We start from the raw sequence: 18,921 nt of genomic DNA, 5'->3' as shown, positions 1-18,921 counted from the left end.
AAGGAGGGATAGAGAAATTTTTGAGTCGGAGCTTAAACTCCTATCTTTGCAGTTGAGATGCTTCTCCGTAGTTTTATAAAACCCAAATAAATGTATTGAATAAATGAAACGACTGATTTTTATTCTTATGGCTTTGTTGTCTTATGGCATTTTGAGAGCCGAGACTTTGAAATCTCCTGACGGGAACATTGTATTAGATTTTGAATTGGACAATGGAGTCCCTGTTTATAAAGTAGATTATAAAGGTCGGCCGGTTATTAAAGAGAGTAAATTGGGATTAGAGTTAAAGTCGGGAAAAAATTTAACCGATGGATTTCGTTTGGCTGGTTCTGAGACATCGACTTTCGATGAAACATGGAAACCCGTTTGGGGAGAGGTAAAAGAGATTAGGAATCATTATAATGAATTGGAAGTAACATTGGAACAACCGTCGACCGATCGTCGTATGATTATTCGTTTCCGGGTATTTGACGATGGGGTAGGATTCCGATATGAATTTCCCGATCAGCCCAATTTGGATTATTTTGTGATTAAAGAAGAGAAGACGCAGTTTGCTATGGCGGGAGACCATACTGCTTTTTGGCTCCCGGGCGATTATGATACACAGGAGTATTCCACTGTGACGTCGAAATTGTCCGAAATCCGTGGATTGATGAACGAGGCTATTACACCGAATTCTTCTCAAACTCCATTCTCTCCTACGGGGGTGCAAACGGCTTTAATGATGAAAACCGACGATGGCTTGTATATTAATTTGCATGAAGCTGCATTGGTCGATTATTCTTGTATGTCGCTCGATTTGGACGATAAAAATATGATATTCGAGTCTCACCTTACACCCGATGCATTGGGGGATAAGGGATATATGCAAACCCCGGCGAAATCTCCGTGGCGCACGATTATTGTTAGTGACGATGCGCGTGATATTCTTGCATCCAAAATGACTCTTAATCTGAATGAACCGTGTGTCTATGAAGATACGAGTTGGATAAAACCGACGAAATATATAGGTGTATGGTGGGAAATGATAACCGGGAAAAGTACTTGGGCTTATACCGATTTGCCTCATGTGAAACTCGATTTGGTCGATTATTCTCGTTTGACGCCTAATGGACGTCATGCCGCTAATACCGAGCATGTAAAAGAATATATCGATTTTGCCGCAGAACATGGATTTGACGCTGTACTGGTGGAAGGTTGGAATATTGGGTGGGAAGATTGGATAGGTAAGTCGAAAGACTATGTATTCGATTTTATCACACCGTATCCCGATTTCGATGTAGAAGAAATAGAGCGGTATGCCAAATCGAAGGGGGTGAAAATGATTATGCATCATGAGACCTCGGGTTCGGTTCGTAATTATGAACGGCACATGGAGAAAGCATATCAGTTTATGAACGATCATGGCTATGATGCCGTGAAGAGTGGATATGTGGGAGATATTATACCTCGTGGGGAACATCATTACGGACAATGGATGGTTAATCATTATCTCTATGCATTGACCGAAGCCGCCAAGCATAAGATTATGGTGAATGCCCATGAAGCTGTTCGTCCTACGGGTTTGAGCCGTACTTATCCCAATCTTATCGGTAACGAGTCGGCGAGAGGAACCGAGTATGAATCGTTCGGGGGTAATAATCCCGACCATACCACTATTTTGCCGTTTACACGGCTTATCGGAGGTCCGATGGATTATACTCCCGGTATTTTCGAAACGGATATTTCTAAACTTAATCCCGATAACCACAGCTATGTTCGTTCTACTTTGGCTCGGCAACTGGCTTTATACGTGACCATGTATAGCCCTTTGCAGATGGCCGCCGATTTACCCGAAAATTATAATCGTTTCCTCGATGCTTTTCAGTTTATTAAAGATGTGCCTGTCGATTGGGACGACAGCCGTTATTTGGAGGCAGAGCCGGGAGATTATATTACGGTGGCACGCCGGGAAAAAGGTGGTAATAATTGGTATGTAGGTTCCACGGTCGATGAGAATGGGCATACGGCTCGTTTCTCCTTAGATTTCTTGGAGCCCGGGAAAAAGTATATTGCGACTATATATGCCGATGCTCCCGATGCTCATTATAAGGATAACCCGCAGGCTTATACGATTTGTAAATATATTGTGACGAACAAGACTCGTATCGTTCAGCCTTGTGCTCCGGGTGGAGGCTTTGCTATGAGTATCGAGGAGGCTACCGATCCAGCAGCTTTGAAAGGATTGAAAAACTATAAACCGTAGATTGCGGTAAGATGTGAATAGGAGGGTAGGACTTATACAATAAGTCCTACCCTTTTTATATTAGCGTAACCGATTGCTGATGATGTTTTCGGAGTAGATATCGACAGACGAAAGATGGAAATCAGAGGAGACGTTTCCGCAAAGAATAAGCCTGAAATATTTATATGCCGGACCTGTAAAACGCATGGGTAATTGCCCAGCTATTTTTGATGCGCTCGATATTTCACAGATTTTGGAAAAGTTGCCTTCGGCATCATTGCCTCCCCAAAGAGAAAGCAGGAGCTTTCCTTCTGACATCGAGAGCCGCCAGAAAACTTCTCTCCATTTTTGGTAATCTTCACTTTGGAGAGTAATTGGTCGGGATACGAGTGCGATTGGGGTTATCTCTGCTGATTCTTTTTGTAAATCGTAAACTTTTCCCTCTGCGTCTTGGGCGAGTAGATGACTGGCATCATAGAATAGGGAAGAGTACTGTCGGCTTATGCGATACATGTAGAGAGAAGAAATATGAATAATGAGACTATATTTGAGATCGGGCCTGCAACATATCAATTCTTTTTCGATTGTATTGTAGGCGATGATACTTCCTTGAATAAACTGAGATAAAGTCGTTTGATCGGTGGTCGCAGGAATTAATGTAGAGTTTATGTCGTGGTGATCGATTGGGCTATTGTTTTCGCAGGCGGTTTCGTCGAACGATAAGAGTTGTTGTATTTCGGAGCCTCGTATGATAAATAATCCTTTTGCCGTAGTAAACATAATCATGTCTTCGAGAGGGACGATAGGGTTTTCCGGCAGTATGGGTTCTCGATTCAGTTGATGTTGTGCTCCGTAACATACGATTCCGTTTCCGTTTTGCAAAGCCCATATTCCTTCTTCTGTAAATACATATAAGGGAAATTCACCGAACTGTCCTTCCGATAAAGCTGCTGTAATGGTCGCTATGCCTGTAATCTCTCCGTTCGAGATGGTATAAGTTTGTTCGGACGGGAATACAAACGGGTTTTCGAGTTCCGAAACCCGCAGTATATTAGGCTGTGTGTAAGTGTCATTTTCGGACAAGGGTATATCGAGTGGGGTAGAGGCCGGCAGAGAATCGTTTTCCAATGTGATTGCAGAGAGTGTCTCGTCAAGATAATCGGCCCTATTTTCATATTCGGAGGCTGTCAGTAGAAAGCTCCCTTTGTATCGGGTTTTCTCGCTTTTTACGACGATTTCCATTTTATAGGCGTTACTGTCGGGGTAAGAAATCAAAGGTGAAAGTTGATTGAAGAAATAGTTCGATTTCCCGTGCCAAACGACTTTGCATTCTCCTCTTTCGGTTTTGAGATAAGTGCAGATATAAGCACTGACAGTCTCGGCATTTTTGTTTCCCACGTTGAACAGACTGAGGGGAAATCCGGGAAAAAGTTTTTTCTTTAAGTTGGCTATGTGTAGTCTTTTGTTGTGTATATAGCTGACATGTGCTCCCGTAGAAAGCAGTGTCGTATTATCTGGCGAAAGAACCTCCTCGTGTATGAGTAAATCTGGCCGTATTTTATTTTCTATGGTGTACGATTCACCTTCCTTCCAGTCGCTCCAATCCTCTATGGTCGCTATTTTATAAAATAGAGAATCTTGTAAGTAGCGTTTCTTTATCTCTTTCAGGTCGAGAAAAGAGATGTCTCCTTTCAGTAGAAAAGAGATCATTTCGTTTTCTTCTGTACGTTCGATCGTAAATTTAAGGCCTTGTTGTTTTTGATCGGGTTCGAAGATCGTGGCTTCGGGAGAGACAAAAAAGTCTATACTTCTTACGATATCTTTCCAGTTGTTGAGATTGAATTGATGAATATAATATTTCAGGCTATAATTCCCGGCGATGATTTGTCCTTCATGAGAACCTAAGCAAAGATTGTTTGAATTTTTCAATCGTATGCTCATTTGATAGGGTTGTATGGGGTGTGGCAAAGAGACCATGACCGGAGCCGATGAAAAAATTCGGCTCCCATCATATAAAGTGAGGGCATAACGTATGAGTATGGGTTGTATGAAATAGTGCCGTTTCCATGCTTTTTCTTGTAGCTGAAAGAATGCATTGTAGTAAGCATCGTTGTAATAATTGATGTCTTCGGTGTCGAGTCGGGTCGGATTGCTGTATCCATGTTGAAAGGTATATTCGCTTACGAAGTAGGCATCGGTATATTCTACATAAGGGAAAAATGAAATTTCAGGTATGTCGGGCTTTTCACCCAAAAAGATATATTTTCCCTCTTTATAAAGTAAATAGTATATACTTTCGGTACAGATGATTATGAGTGTGTTTCCTATGGATTGAATAGACAGAACTTGTAGGTCGTTTAGCTCGAACAACAGGCTTGATTCTTTTTGGATATTTCCGTTTTCTTTTTTTATCAGAGCCTCATAATACAAGGTATTTTCATTTTCCGTTATATGATGCTCTCCGTCGTAGCAGATATGAACATAGACGAGCCAATGGTTTTTCTTTTCCGGAGTGTATAGATATTCCGGTGTCCCGACAGGTTTGAGGCAGTTTGATTGATTTCGTAAATTGACAATAGCTGTGCAATCTCCCGGCTGTGCCGAGTTCGGTGGGGAATAACGGTTCATGCCGTTAAATGTAATTCTCGATTTCATAGAGCTGGTAATTTTTCGTAAAGGTACACCCGGTATGCGGCTCTATTTTGGCATGATGATATTCTTTGAAAAAGAGACTCCTTCCGAAGCTATTGATTGAATTTTTGTAAATAAAAATAGGAAGGAGTCTCCTGTTTCCCGCTTTGGGGAAACTGCGCAATTGCCCAAGTATAACCAATCACTTCATTTATTGCGCAAATTTGTTCTTCTACTATGGTTTTCAAGGTAAAAACAAGTGATATTGAATGAAAGTTCATTTTTGGAGCGATTATAAATTATATGTTTTTGAATGAGACTTTATTTTTAATCGAGATGTTTTATTGGGGAAATGATTATCTTCGCTTATAGAATGAGAAACTTTATGGACAGACTTAATTTTGCGGCCATAGATATTGGCTCGAATGCAGTGAGATTGCTTATCAAAGGTATTTATCCGGGAGAGAGTGTATCGGATTTATCGAAAGTTTTTATTGTGCGTGTACCGCTGCGATTGGGACAAGATACCTTTACAAAAGGTCGTATTTCTACGGAGAAGACAGAAAAATTATTACGTCTCATGCATGCTTTTTCTCAGCTGATGCAGGTTTATAATGTCTTGTCTTATCGGGCTTGTGCTACGTCGGCTATGCGGGATTCTTCGAATGGAGCCGATATTGTCCGGTATATCTCGGAGAGAAGTGGAATAAATATCGAAATTATTAATGGTCTTGAAGAAGCACGTATCGTATATGACAGTCATATCGTGGACGAGCTGGAACAAGAGGGTGATTTTATCTATGTCGATGTTGGTGGCGGAAGTACCGAGATAAGTATAATTAGTGACCGTTCGTTACTCCAATCTCAATCTTATAATATAGGAACTGTACGTATTTTGAATAAAAAACTGAGTCGTAGTGAATTGTTCCGTATGTATAGGGATTTAAAGCGTTTGAAGGAAACGTATCGGCATATCTCTATTATCGGGTCGGGTGGTAATATCAATAAATTGCATCATTTGGCAGGAGTGTCTGCTCGGGAGCCATTGACTGTGGAGCGGCTTTTGACCCTGAGAAATGAATTGAATAGCTATTCGATCGTGGAACGTATCGACCGTTTTGCATTGAAACCCGACCGAGCCGACGTGATTGTACCTGCCGCCGATATTTATTTACAAATAGCGACGCATATCGGCGCACGAGAAATATGGGTTCCTACCATAGGAATCGTTGATGGTATTATTTATTCTCTTTGTTCCGATTACTTGAAAGAGAATTGATACCTATTTCTTTTTCTCCCATTTAGGCATCCCGTCTTTCTTTTGGATAAAATCGCGAATAAATATGGCTGTCTCTTCACTGCCCAATATAGAGGAATCGATAGAAAGGTCGTATGAAGAGGCTACTCCCCAACCCTTATCGGTATAAAAATTGTAATAAGAAGCTCTTAGTTTATTTTTCTTTTCGGCGAGTTCGATAGCCTCTTTTCGAGTCATTCCATGTGAGCGGCTGATGATTCTCTCGATTCTGTCTTCAAGGGGAGCATGTATAAATACATTGTAGCATCGTGGGTATTGTCTGAGAATATAATCGGCGCAACGTCCGACGATGACACACGATTGAGTTTCAGCTAAATGACGAATGACGTCGGATTGAAATTTGAAAATGTATTCGTTCGATAGGCCTCCGTCGCCCCATATTCCTCCTGCTCCTGTGAGCCAGTTTATTGAAAAAGAATTTAATAAAGCGCTTGGAGCCCGCTCGTCGGCTTTCTCGAAATACTCGGTGCTGAGTCCGCTCGATTTCGAAGCCTCGTTGATTAATTCTTTATCGTAATAAGCTATTCCGAATAAATCGGCCAAACGTTTTCCTATTTCTCGTCCTCCGCTTCCGAATTGACGGCCTATGGTAATGATGAGATTGTCATTCATGATGGTTGTAGATTCGATTATTCATAAGCAAACATACATCAAAAAAATATTAATTCCTATATCAAATATCTTTTTTTGTTTACAGAAGTTGTTTTTTAGGGTTTCTTGAACTGTTTTTGTGAAATATTTTGTTGCGAAGAAAGTTTTTATTTAATTTGTGTCATTCAAAAGAGGTCAGCTATGAATAATGATTTGAAAAAAATATTGAATAGTGATACTGATGGATTGCTCACCTACGAATATATTGCCAATCATATGGGCTCTTGTGATGAAGATATGCCCGTCCTAGCCGATAATATAATACGGGTAGATATGACGGGGCAGATTACGGTGAGTGCCGCATTATATTTGCACGCTACGGGAGCTGAGAAATATAGGGAAATTATTGACAAGCTCATCGCGGCTTCTTTGTCGAAAGATAGAGAACACAAATATATTGTCGATTTGTTGTCGGGGATTTGGGGTGAAGACTATAAGTTGCATGCAGAGGAGTTGAAGCAAGAAAGTGATAATTTCAGGCGTATTTATAAGCGTGTTTATGTGAACGATATAATTTAGTTTTTTGAGAAATAACAAAGCGGAGGCTTTCTCTAATGAGGGAAAGCCTCCGCTTTGTTATGGAACTTGAAGTATCGTTGTTGTTATTTAGAATAGATATTGTCTGTTTTTTTGCAAAAATTGTTATTATTTGTATAAACATTCGTTTTTTATAAAAAAATAAGAGTGTTACGATAATATTTTTGTTGAAATATATAGATATTAATAACAAATTCTTATATTTGCTGCAAATAAATTAATAGTTATAACATTTCTGTCTGTTGCATGTAATGTAAATTTTATAATGAACCTAATAAATTATTTACAATGACAAAGAAAATTACGCTTGTTTTTGTACTCTTCTTATTTGTGTTTGGATTGCGTGCCGAATCTCTGTTGAATGAGGGATTTGAAGGTTGGTCGACGACGAACTTTCCGACCGGAGGTTGGACTGTAATTAACGACACCCAAGAAGGGGCTATTAATCATTGGACTGTCGATAATAGCAAATCGGCATGTGCCGGTTCAGTGAGTCTTTATTGTAACGGTGGTGAGTGGGATCCTATTGAGCCTGTGAAAGAAGAGTGGATAGTATCTCCATCTCTGACTTTGAGTGAGACGAATTATAATTTGAGTTTTCTGTGGAAAGGAGCTTCGGCATCTGCATTTAAAAACGAATATGATTTTCAAGTGCGTATCACGGAAGACGATGGTAAAAGTTGGAAAACTGTTTTCTCTTTCCTTGATCAAAGCATGGTAGAAAATAGCGGGGTTGCCTTTCCCTGGACTGGATGGGTTACAAACACTTCCAAGATAAGTTTAGGCGCTTATTCCGGTAAGACAGTAAAAATAGCTTTTGTACATTGTCTATTGGTCAGCGGCGCTGGTAAAGGTAATAGTATATGGGTTGATAATGTTGTCGTAGAAACGGGCGAAGCGATCGATGCTCCTATTGCAGATGTTAATCCCACTTCTTATATATTCGATGGAACCTACATCGGAGTAGGGAAATGGTCGGAGAAATTTGTATTGCGGAATAAGGGCGTGGGCAATTTGACGGTAAGTGGAATTTCTGGATTAGAAGGTTCCGACTTTTCAACCAATATGATTCCCTCGGAAGTTTCGTTGAGACCGAGTGTAGAGTATGAGTTTTATGTGAAATATACTCCCTCGTCTGAGTTGAGTAGTAAATCTGCTACGATGACTATCCATACGAACGGAGGTGACGTCTCTATCGTATTAGAAGGAACAAAGATAATTTTACCCGATGAATACAATCTGGAAAGTTTTGAGAGTGGAACGTTCCCGCCCGTAGGTTGGACTGCCGATAAAGGTTGGACCGTAAGCAGAACTTATGCTACGTCGGGAGACTATTCGGCTTCTTGTAGTTTTGCAGAGAATAACCCGACTTTGGTTTCTCCTCGTCTCGATTGTTCGACGGGTACTCACGAGTTGCAGTTCGACTATGCGAATGTTTGGGAGCCGACGGCAGATGATGCTCCTGCTCCTGAAAGCGAATTTGAAGTCTATTTTTCAAAAAATGGCAAGGAAACGTGGGAGAAAGTTGCTACGTGCGATTCTATCAACCAATGGTGGCACATGAAGCTCGATTTGGGAAGCCCGGCATCCGATAATTGCTATATCATGTTTAAATATGTACTCGATGTCGATTTGTCGGGTGGTTGGGACGATGTGCCCGAGTATGCATCTACTTTCTTGGACGATGTAGTTTTACCTCCGTTCTATGGTAGAACTTCTGTTCCGGGAGCTGCAACTACCCCTTCTCCTGAAAATGGAGCAACCGATGTATTTAACGAAGATATTGTATTGTCATGGAACGGAGTACAGTTTGCTAAGGGCTATAAGGTATATGTTGGAACTTCTACCACAGATTTTTCGGTCGTGCCGGGTACAGAGGTAGAAGGTTGCTCTTATACGATTCCTGTGTTGGACTATGCTACTACTTACTATTGGAAAGTAGTTGCTTATAACGATATGGGAGAGACGCAAAATCCTTCGGTGTGGAGTTTTACGACGCTTGCCGACCAAACCGTGAACACATTCCCGTGGTCTGAGGGATTTGAAGGTGACATATTTCCTCCGTTAGGTTGGAAGAGCGAGAAAGAGGGATATACAGCATGGGATAGATCTAATTATAATGCATACGATGGTAAAAATGCAGCTTATATTTCTGCTGGGGGCTCCAACGAGCAAGGCATTCTTCAAACACCGATGTTCGTGCTGCCTGCTGATAAAGATATGCAGGTTAGCTTCTACTGGGGAAATGCCGTTCCGTCTGGATTGACGAAATCGGTAAAAGAGACGATGACGATTAACAAAGATACGCTTTACTTCGAAATAAAATCCGATGGAACATGGCAGGAACTCGCCCATATTTCTTCCGCTCAGGCCGAAGGTCAAAAATGGGTTCGTCAGCGAATCGTTTTGTCCGATTATAGAGGTAAGAATGTGAATTTCCGTTGGCGTTATAGTGCAGTAGATTTTACCGGATCAGGAGGTGCTTTGGATAATATTTTGGTTGAAGAAGCTCCCGTTGGAGGAAAAGCTGTTATTAATGTGACTTCTTGGAATGCGGGTGATGTGAATTATAATAAAGCCGTTACCTCAAAGACATTGAATCTTTTGAACGATGGCGAGCAAACAATGAAAATCACCGATGTGTCATTTAAGAATAAGAATTTCTCTACTTCGTTGCACAAGGATTTAGTGTTAGACAGTCGTGAGAGCGTAGATTTCAATATCACGTTCGCTGCCGGTGAAACAGATGCCCTTGTAGAGGACGAGATGACTGTTACATTCGACAATGCTCCTGCTGTGACGTTGCCTGTTTCGGGTAATGCGTTGGGCATGTACACTCGTTATTTTAGTTTTGAAGATGATGAATTTGGTTCTGTGGCTCCCAAAGGCTTTACAACGGTAGATGCCGATCATAAAGCGACAGTTCAACCTCTTATGATAAACTATCCGAATATTGGGAATGCTTATGCCTATATTGTCATTAATCAACAACCGGAACCAGAAGGAGCCGATTGGAGGAATATCTATCCTCGTTCGGGAGACCAACTGTTAGCGACGATGGCGACTGCCGATGGGACAGAAGCCGTAGACTGGATTATCAGCGACCAAATGACGGCTCGAAATGATGCCAAGTTCCGGTTTTATGCTAAGTCGTATGATGGAGATAACACTTATCATCCGTGGGCTTATTTGACAGTATTGGTTAGTACGACAGATAACGCTGTGTCTAGCTTTACTCCATTGTCTGGATTTACATCGGTTCAAGTTCCTCACAAGAATAATAACGATAGTCAGACATCGTGGACAGAGTTTGATGTGGATTTAAGTGCATATGCTGGACAGAAAATCTATATAGCTGTTCGTAATAATACTCCGTCGAATGGTTTTGTGACTTTCTTCGATGATTTCTATTTCGAAAATTTTGAATATGTCAATAGTGACAATAGTGCTCCTTACTTTACTACGGTTCCTGAGACAACAGCAACGGTAGGGAAGAAATGGACTTATAACTATTCTGTGGCCGATCCCGATGGAGATCCGTTGACGGTGACCTTGCAGGGCAAACCCTTCTGGCTGAATCATACTCCGGGTACTAACGGCGGTACGATTACCGGCATTCCGGGGGCAGAACAAGAAGTGATTATGAAACTATCTGTTTCAGATGGTTCAAAGACAACTGTACAAGAAATTATTCTTGTTGTGACTGATGGTTCGGGAATCGAAGGCGTAAATGGTGATCGATTGACGGTTTATCCTAATCCTGTCGTTTCCACGCTCTATTTGAATGAACTGTGTGACAAAGTAGTGGTTACCGATATTTCTGGTAAACAGCTGCTTTTTGCCGAGCAAGTAGAAAGTGTAGACGTTTCGATGTTATCGTCGGGTATTTACTTTGTAACCATGCAATTGGGAGATCGAGTCAATACCACCCAAGTTATTAAAAGATAATTAATTCTATGGAAACTATGAAAAGTATGTTTTTCGCCTGTGCATTGTTGTTAGGCAGTGCAGAAACCTTTTCCGCTGAAAATCTTGTACTCAGCGAAGATTTTGAGAGCCAAACATTCCCTCCTTCGGGGTGGGTTGTAAAAGGTACTGAATTATCGGAAGATCTTGAATCGGGTTATGCGCATTGGAGCCTTAATTGGAATGAAGTGACGGGTTGCAGTATCGCTGGTTCGGGGTGTGCCGAAGTGATGAGTGACTTTAAAGAAGGACAGGCCGGTATTTCGAAGGAGGAGTGGCTTATTACTCCTGCCGTGCAGGTTGCTGATAATGCGTCGCTGTCTTTTACTTTTTGGTGTAACGCTTCATCGTTTATGACCAATAAATACGGAAGTTTTTTGGTGAAAGTTTCTACCGATGATGGAGATACATGGAGCGATTTGTGGAATGCAGCTTCTCAGGAAGATATTGAAAACTCTGGACTGACATGGCCGTGGAATAAAGATGCTATGGGGATAGAAAATAACTGGCAAAAGTTAACCCCTAATGTGAGCCTTGAAGCGTATGTCGGGAAGACGGTAAAGATTGCATTCTATTTTCGATCTATTCTTGTAAATAATTATACACAAGCGACATTGGCCGTTGACAATGTAAAAGTGGGAAATCAAGAGATTGAAAATTTGCCGGTTATAGAGGGCTCGACTTCTTACGAGTTTTCCAATTCTTATATTGATTATTTGGCTCAATCCGAACCGATGACTATTCGTAATGTGGGTTATGGCACGTTGACGATAACCAGCATTGAGGGTATTGAAGGTACAGATTTTTCTACGACACTCGATCCCGCTTCCGTTTCTTTGAAGAGGGGAGAAGAGCTTTCATACCGCGTCAATTATACTCCTACGATTACGGGAGCCAAAAGCACGGTCATGAAAATAAATACGAATGGCGGAACTTTGTCGGTCGATTTGTCGGGAACCAAAGTTATGTTGGAAGAAGGATATACTTTGGAAAGTTTCGAAGGTGATATTTTCCCACCGGCCGGTTGGTCTCGTAATGAAGGCTGGAAGACGATGGAAGGTATGGCTACATCGGGTGTGAAGTCGGTTACAGTAGGCGGTATGATGACGTGTGATATCGTTTCTCCCCGTTTGGATTTATCGGCTGGAAACGGTAAAGTGAAATTCGATTATATCGAAACTACCGGTGAAGAATACATCGATGATTCGTTCTTACCGTCAACATATTTCATTCTTTATTATAAGAAAAATACCGATACCGATTGGACGGAGTTGTGGTGTTCTCTTGATGATAGTAAGTATAATGAATGGGTACAAAAAGAAATCGAGATTAAAGACGCAAATGGAAATTTCGTAGTGGACGATAATGTATACCTACGTTGGACCTATGAGTTTGAAATGGGCGACGGTGGTCTCGATAATATGGTGGTGACCGATATCTATTTCGATAATGTAGTGTTGCCTAAGCTATATGGAGAAGGAGAGCTCCCGTTGGCAATTACGACACCCAATCCGGTGAATGGCGTTTCTAACGTTGATTATAGCAGGTTGACTCTTTCTTGGGAGCCCGCTTTGTTTGCCGATGGATATGAATTGTCGGTAGGAACGGATAAATCCAACCCCACTTCTTTGTTGGAAAATGAGAAATTAGAAGGAAATACATCGGTGTCTTATACGATTCCCGAGCTTGAACCTGCTACTACCTATTATTGGAAAGTTGTACCTTACAATGCAGTAGGTAAAAATGAAAATGCTTCGGTTTGGTCGTTTACTACGATGGAAGATCAGTCTGTACGTGATTTCCCCTATACTATGGGATTTGAAGGAAATAACGGAGAAATTCCTCCTATGGGCTGGAAAAACGATCATGAAGGCAAAGGTATTCAGATGTGGAAATCTAATGAGATAGAGCCGTTTGCTGGAAAATATTCTGCTTCGGTATGGCATAATAATGCGGGCGAGGTTTCTGTCCTGACTTCTCCTGTGTTCGCAATCCCTGAAACCGGTGATATAGTTGCTTCTTTTGCTTGGGGTGGTGCTCTTTGCAATCGCCTTGAAAAAGGGTATGAAAATGAGGCGATCACCGAAGGGCCTATTTCCGAAGTTAATGATGCCGATGGAACTCTCTATTTCGAGATTCGAGCTGTCGATGCAGCCGATTGGACTCCTTTGGCTTATACTCAGGACCGCACGAAATGGCGTCATAAATATGTTTCACTCGCCGATTATGCTGGTAAGAGTGTGAATATGCGTTGGCGTTTTGTCGCTACTGAAAATGCCGGAGTTTCTTCGGGCGGGGCTTCTCTCGATGAGATATTTGTTGGAGATATAAAAGATATGCCTACCTTAGCCGTTTCGGAAATTAAGAAAGAAAATCTGACTGTATATCCTAATCCTACTTCCGATTATGTCTATTGGGCAGGAGGAAAAGCCGATGTGAAGGTATATGATTTAGCCGGAAATTGTATAAAAGATTTGACCGAAGTCGAGTCTGTGTCTTTGGAAGGTTTGGCTTCTGGTATGTATATCGTATCCGTATCGTGTGGCGATTCGGTTTCTACGGCACGAGTAATGAAACGATAAAAGAGCCCGTTTAATCGGGAAATGTATACCAAAGAGGACTCCGTACTGAGGAGTCCTCTTTGTGCCTTTCGAGAAAGATTTGTAAGAATTTGTTTCAAAATTGTATTGAAACTATAAACCCAAACTTTTTGTAGAAAAAATGAAGAGAAAAATTTTGTGTTTTGTAACAGCTCTGTTAAGTTTTTTTATTGTTGAGGCTCAGCAACCTTGTACATTGACTTTGGAGGTTTCGGCTGTTACAGGAGAGGATATGGCTGGGACTCCGTTTCATTTGGAACGGGTAGAATCGGGATTGATTTATGACCGAGTACTAGGTGAGAATGGAACTTATACAATAAATAATATATATTCCGGTATACACCATTTGGTGATTGAAAAAGAGGGATTAAAGACTTATGATAATTCTGCTTTGGATATAAAAGGCGATACCGTGTTAAAGATTAAGTTGGAAGAACCGGTACGTACACCTTATAATTTGCAATCGGTTTTAGCCCATGATCCTAAAACGGGAGTTAATGATGCTTCGTTGGTTTGGAATGAGGAGACCGATTATTTCTTCGATGATTTCGAGAATTATACCTCTTTTACGCTCGATTTCGCTCCGTGGACCGGAATCGATAAGGATCAGGCAGAAGCTGCTATGTTAATGCAAGGAGGTTATCCGAATAGTAGCTTGAAACAATATGCGACTATTATTGCTCCCGACGAAGCTTATGTCTCTACTACGGGAGGTGACGTTTCATGGTGGTTTTATGCCCCTCAATTGAGAGCTTATAGTGGAAAGAAATATATGGGATTTATTCGTACGGCAAGCGGAACTACGAATAATGACTGGGCGATAACCCCTCAGGTACATGTCGGTGTAAATAACGTCGTTCGATTTAAAGCCAAAGCAGCGGATGCTCCTATTGAAAAATTCAAGGTATGGATATCGACCACCGGAACAGAGGAAAGTGATTTCAAACCTTTGACACAGGGTAATTATGAGTCAGTTAAATGGGAACAATGGCTTACGATGGAGTATGATCTTTCGAAGTACGAAGGACAAGATGTTTATATTGCCATTCAATATATTACACAAGCTGGTTGGATGTTGATGGTTGATGATTTTTATGTAGGGCCGGCAAAGTTAAATCCTTCGTCTATAAAAGCTCGTCTTCCGAAAACACGTCGTGTTCGCAAAGCAGCGGAGAGTGATGCCCCTCAAAGTTATACGGTTTATTTAGATGAACAAGAGATCGGGTCGGTTAAAACGAACTCGTTTATCTTTGAGAATCTTTCGGCTGGAATACATACGCTGGGTGTTAAGTCGGTTTATAAAGTTTCCGAGTCGGATATAGCGACAACGACGTTAGAAGTTCCGGCGACTTCGGATTATGCCGATGTAAAAGTAAAAGTTTCTACGAACGGAGGTTCTTCCGAGGGAGTGGCTGTGAACTATCTTTCCGGTTCTTATCAGGTGACCGATACAATCAAATCGGGAATATCTCATTTTGCTTCTTTGAAAAAAGGGGAATATATGATTAGTATTAACGATGATCGCTTTTTGGCGGTAGATACGCTCATCGATATAGACAAGGATATGGAGATAAATTTGTCGTTGGTGGAAAAAATTACTGCTCCATATAATCTATCTGTTGATTTTTCTTATCGTGACACGGATAAGAAGACCGATGTCTTGTTTAGGTGGAATCAAGATTTGGGTTGGAGCGATAGTTTCGAAGAGTATGATGATTTTGCGACCCAATTCGGTGGCTGGGCCACTTTCGATAAAGATCGTCTGCGTCCTTACGGTATAACCATAAATAATACGTATATATCTATTCCCGGACTTGAACAGGGCGAATCTCCGGTAATGGTATTCAATCCTGAAAAAACGACCCCCCGGTGTGATAGCGATGCATTTTTAAATACGGTTTTCGGGAAAAAATACATCATGTTTTTTGGAGTCCAAAGCAACCTGTCGGACGACTGGCTCGTTTCTCCGAAACAGAAAATCAACAAGGGGTATGTGGCTCATTTTTACGTGCATGTTTATCCGAGTATGGCTACGGTTTATCCCGAAACCATTAAGGTGTTGGCTTCCACAGGAGCCCAGACCGATCTTTCTTCGTTTGTCGAACTATATAATTATACTTTTACCGAGAGCGGTTGGTATGAAGTAACAGTCGATTTGAAAGATTATGTGGATCAGGAGGTTTATTTAGCTGTTAATTATGTTTCTAATGACGGGTGGATGCTTAAAGTGGATAATTTTTATGTCGGTCCTTCGGACGATGCTCCGGCTCCCGAAGTTGGAAATGCTACCTATGATATATATTTGAATGGAGAGAAAAAAGCATCTGCGATAACTGATAATTCCTATACATTCGAAGCATTAGATGATGGTACATATACAGCTGGTGTAAAAGCAATATATGAATCCGGAGAGTCTGAGGTCGAAGAGTATGTGTTTACAACTCAGTATAGCGGGATTGAAAATGTAGTTGTTTCGACCGTAAAGGTATATAGCCGAGACCATGCTATTTGTCTGGAATCGATAGAAGGCGAAAACGTGTTGGCGGAGGTTTATGGCGTTTCTGGACAGCTAGTGGAATTAGTAGAATTTGAAAACAGTGCCCAGATTTCTGTTTCTGAGGGGCTTTACTTGGTACGGTTGACAACACCACAAGGGACAAGTACAGTTAAGGTATTGGTGAAATAATTACTGTCTATTCATAAAAAACGTCATGAGAATTATTCTCATGACGTTTTTTTATCTACAAGTTTAAATTTCTTTTTTCCTTTGTTAATAATTTATTTAATTTTGTACCTTTGTATATATGATATATCAACGTTAGAAAGTAAATTTATTCGCTTGATTCGGTTTTGAGCCGATATTGCTTTTATGAATGGGAATTGCTAAAACTGCAATTGTATGGATAAGAAGATTTATTTTATTTTGTTATTAACTATAATAATCAGTATGAGTTGTGAGTCGAGAAGTCATAAGGAAACGGTTGTCCTTATGGAAACGTCTTTGGGGAATATAAAAGTAAAACTTTATGATGATACACCTGCTCACCGTGATAATTTTATAAAGTTGGTCGAGGAAGGATATTATGACGGGACTTTGTTTCATCGAGTGATTAATGAGTTTATGATTCAAGGAGGCGATGGCACGTCCAAAAATGCTCCGGCAGGAAAAATGTTAGGTACGGGTGACCCGGGATATACTATTCCCGCAGAGTTCGTTTATCCGAAATATTTTCATAAACGGGGTGCTTTGGCCGCGGCTCGGCAGGGAGACCAGGTAAATCCAGATAAGGCCTCATCGGGTTCCCAGTTTTATATTGTCACGGGGAAAGTTTTTAATCCGGGACAGATTGACCAGCTGGAACGTCAAATGCAGATGCAGCAAGAGCAATCGGTTTTTCAGTCGTTGGCGGCAAATCATAGGGAGGAAATCATGAATATGCGTAGAAATCGTGATATGCAGGGACTGCAAGCGTTGCAAGATACATTGATCGCTCAAACTTATGAACAAATTAAGAAGGAAGGAAAGCGGACGCTCACGCAGGCGCAACGTGAAGCTTATACGACTGTTGGCGGAACGCCTCATTTAGACGGTGAATATACTGTTTTCGGTGAAGTGATAGACGGAATGGAGGTTGTAGACAAGATACAACAAGTCGAAACAGGCTCTGCCGACAGGCCTAAAACCGATGTCAAAATCTTGAAAATGAAAGTGGTCAAATAGTGATATCGTTTCGTCGTCACATATTGCCTAATGGATTGCGCATCATTCATCATTACGATGGCTCTACGAAAATGACTGCGTTGAATCTGCTTTATGATGTCGGTTCGAAGGACGAATCGCCGGAGCGGACAGGATTTGCACATTTGTTCGAGCATCTCATGTTTGGTGGGTCTGTGAATATTCCCGATTTCGATACCCCTCTACAAAAAGCAGGAGGAGAGAATAATGCGTGGACAAGTAACGATGTGACCAATTACTATACGGTAGTACCTACGCATAATGCCGAGACGGCATTTTGGTTGGAGTCGGATAGAATGTTAAGCCTTGCTTTTTCTTCCGAGTCTTTGTCTGTACAGAAACAAGTCGTTATAGAAGAGTTCAAGCAACGTAATTTGAACCAACCCTATGGAGATTCGTTCTTGCTATTGCGACCGATGGCTTATCGGGTACACCCATATCGGTGGCCTGTTATCGGGAAAAATACTTCGCATATTGGTAATGCATCATTGGAAGAAGTAAAAGAATTCTTTTTTGCCCATTATGCGCCCAACAATGCGATATTGAGTATTTCGGGAAGCCTACCATTCGATGAAGCCATATTGCTTTGTGAGAAATGGTTTGCTCCTATTTCTCGAAGAGAAGTCGCTTGCCGCGATTTACCTCAGGAGCCGGTTCAGACAAAACCTCATAAAAAGATAGTGGAAAGAGAGGTTCCCTTAGATGCGATTTTTAAGGCCTATCATATGGTAGACCGTAAGCATCCCGATTATCAGGGGTATGATGCTCTTTCCGATGTATTGGCTTCCGGTCGATCCTCTCGGTTGTATAGACGGTTGGTGATGGAAAAGAAACTATTTACAGAAATAGATTCTTCTATTACCGGTGATATAGAGCCCGGTTTGTTTTTACTGAAAGGGAAACTATCACCGGGAATTTCGTTGGAGCAGGGAGAAGAAGCCATTGAAATGGAATTGCGACGAATGAGGGAAGAACTGTTGGAGCAAAGGGAATTGGATAAGGTGATAAATCGTTTTGAATCAAACGATTTGTTTTCCAATTTGCACTATCTGAATAAAGCCACCAATTTAGCTTATTATGAATTGTTGGGTGGAGCGGAAAATATTGATACAGAAGTTGAAAAATATAAAAAACTTACCCCTTTCGATTTGCGGCGTATTGCGGAAAAATTGTTTGTCCCGGAAAATAGTTCTACATTATGGTACAAATCGGTACATGCAAAACGAGAAATAATAACAGATGTCTCTGATTGATA

At 41.2% G+C, this 18,921-nt stretch carries 10 protein-coding genes; 8 read left to right on the top strand and 2 right to left on the bottom strand.

All coding sequences use genetic code 11. The annotated features are described in order from the left end of the window. The first annotated feature begins 103 nt into the window (after positions 1–103). Entirely contained in the window at positions 104–2,245 is a 2,142-nt protein-coding gene (locus HMPREF9448_RS02085) for a glycoside hydrolase family 97 protein (RefSeq protein ID WP_008860927.1), read from the top strand. A 60-nt stretch (positions 2,246–2,305) separates the two neighbouring features. Here HMPREF9448_RS02085 and HMPREF9448_RS02080 read toward each other — a convergent pair whose 3' ends face one another. After that, complete coding sequence (locus tag HMPREF9448_RS02080) at positions 2,306–4,879, bottom strand: hypothetical protein (RefSeq protein WP_008860926.1); 2,574 nt, start codon at positions 4,877–4,879, stop codon at positions 2,306–2,308. Positions 4,880–5,240: 361 nt separating this feature from the next. On the opposite strand from HMPREF9448_RS02080, the gene HMPREF9448_RS02075 reads away from it, so the two are divergent. Then, on the top strand, positions 5,241–6,134 hold the full coding sequence (locus HMPREF9448_RS02075) for a Ppx/GppA phosphatase family protein (protein ID WP_040295815.1): 894 nt from the start codon (positions 5,241–5,243) through the stop codon (positions 6,132–6,134). Positions 6,135–6,137: 3 nt separating this feature from the next. Here the strand turns inward: HMPREF9448_RS02075 and HMPREF9448_RS02070 are convergent, their stop codons facing one another. Further along, positions 6,138–6,785 (bottom strand): cytidylate kinase-like family protein, encoded by a 648-nt coding sequence (locus HMPREF9448_RS02070; RefSeq protein WP_008860923.1) that lies wholly within the window; start codon positions 6,783–6,785, stop codon positions 6,138–6,140. A gap of 180 nt (positions 6,786–6,965) precedes the next feature. Between HMPREF9448_RS02070 and HMPREF9448_RS02065 the strand changes: the two genes are divergently transcribed. The 6 genes from HMPREF9448_RS02065 to HMPREF9448_RS02040 all read left to right on the top strand — a co-directional run bounded on the left by HMPREF9448_RS02065 (position 6,966) and on the right by HMPREF9448_RS02040 (position 18,919). After that, complete coding sequence (locus HMPREF9448_RS02065; RefSeq protein WP_008860922.1) at positions 6,966–7,343, top strand: hypothetical protein; 378 nt, start codon at positions 6,966–6,968, stop codon at positions 7,341–7,343. Between the two features lie 306 nt (positions 7,344–7,649). After that, positions 7,650–11,309, top strand: coding sequence for a T9SS-dependent choice-of-anchor J family protein (locus HMPREF9448_RS02060; protein WP_008860921.1), 3,660 nt, complete (start codon positions 7,650–7,652; stop codon positions 11,307–11,309). An 8-nt stretch (positions 11,310–11,317) separates the two neighbouring features. Continuing rightward, entirely contained in the window at positions 11,318–13,909 is a 2,592-nt protein-coding gene (locus HMPREF9448_RS02055) for a T9SS-dependent choice-of-anchor J family protein (protein ID WP_008860920.1), read from the top strand. Positions 13,910–14,048: 139 nt separating this feature from the next. Then, complete coding sequence (locus HMPREF9448_RS02050; RefSeq protein WP_008860919.1) at positions 14,049–16,613, top strand: T9SS-dependent choice-of-anchor J family protein; 2,565 nt, start codon at positions 14,049–14,051, stop codon at positions 16,611–16,613. Between the two features lie 213 nt (positions 16,614–16,826). Next, a complete protein-coding gene (locus HMPREF9448_RS02045) occupies positions 16,827–17,648 on the top strand; it encodes a peptidylprolyl isomerase (RefSeq protein WP_083855829.1) in 822 nt (273 codons plus the stop codon). Positions 17,649–17,650: 2 nt separating this feature from the next. Further along, the gene (locus tag HMPREF9448_RS02040; RefSeq protein ID WP_118687458.1) at positions 17,651–18,919 is read left to right on the top strand and encodes a M16 family metallopeptidase; all 1,269 of its coding nucleotides are present in this window, start codon (positions 17,651–17,653) and stop codon (positions 18,917–18,919) included. The last annotated feature ends 2 nt before the right edge of the window (positions 18,920–18,921 follow it).

It is taken from the genome of Barnesiella intestinihominis YIT 11860 (assembly GCF_000296465.1).
In the GTDB taxonomy this organism is placed as follows: Bacteria; Bacteroidota; Bacteroidia; order Bacteroidales; family Barnesiellaceae; genus Barnesiella; species Barnesiella intestinihominis.
This window is presented reverse-complemented; position numbering and strand designations above follow the sequence as displayed.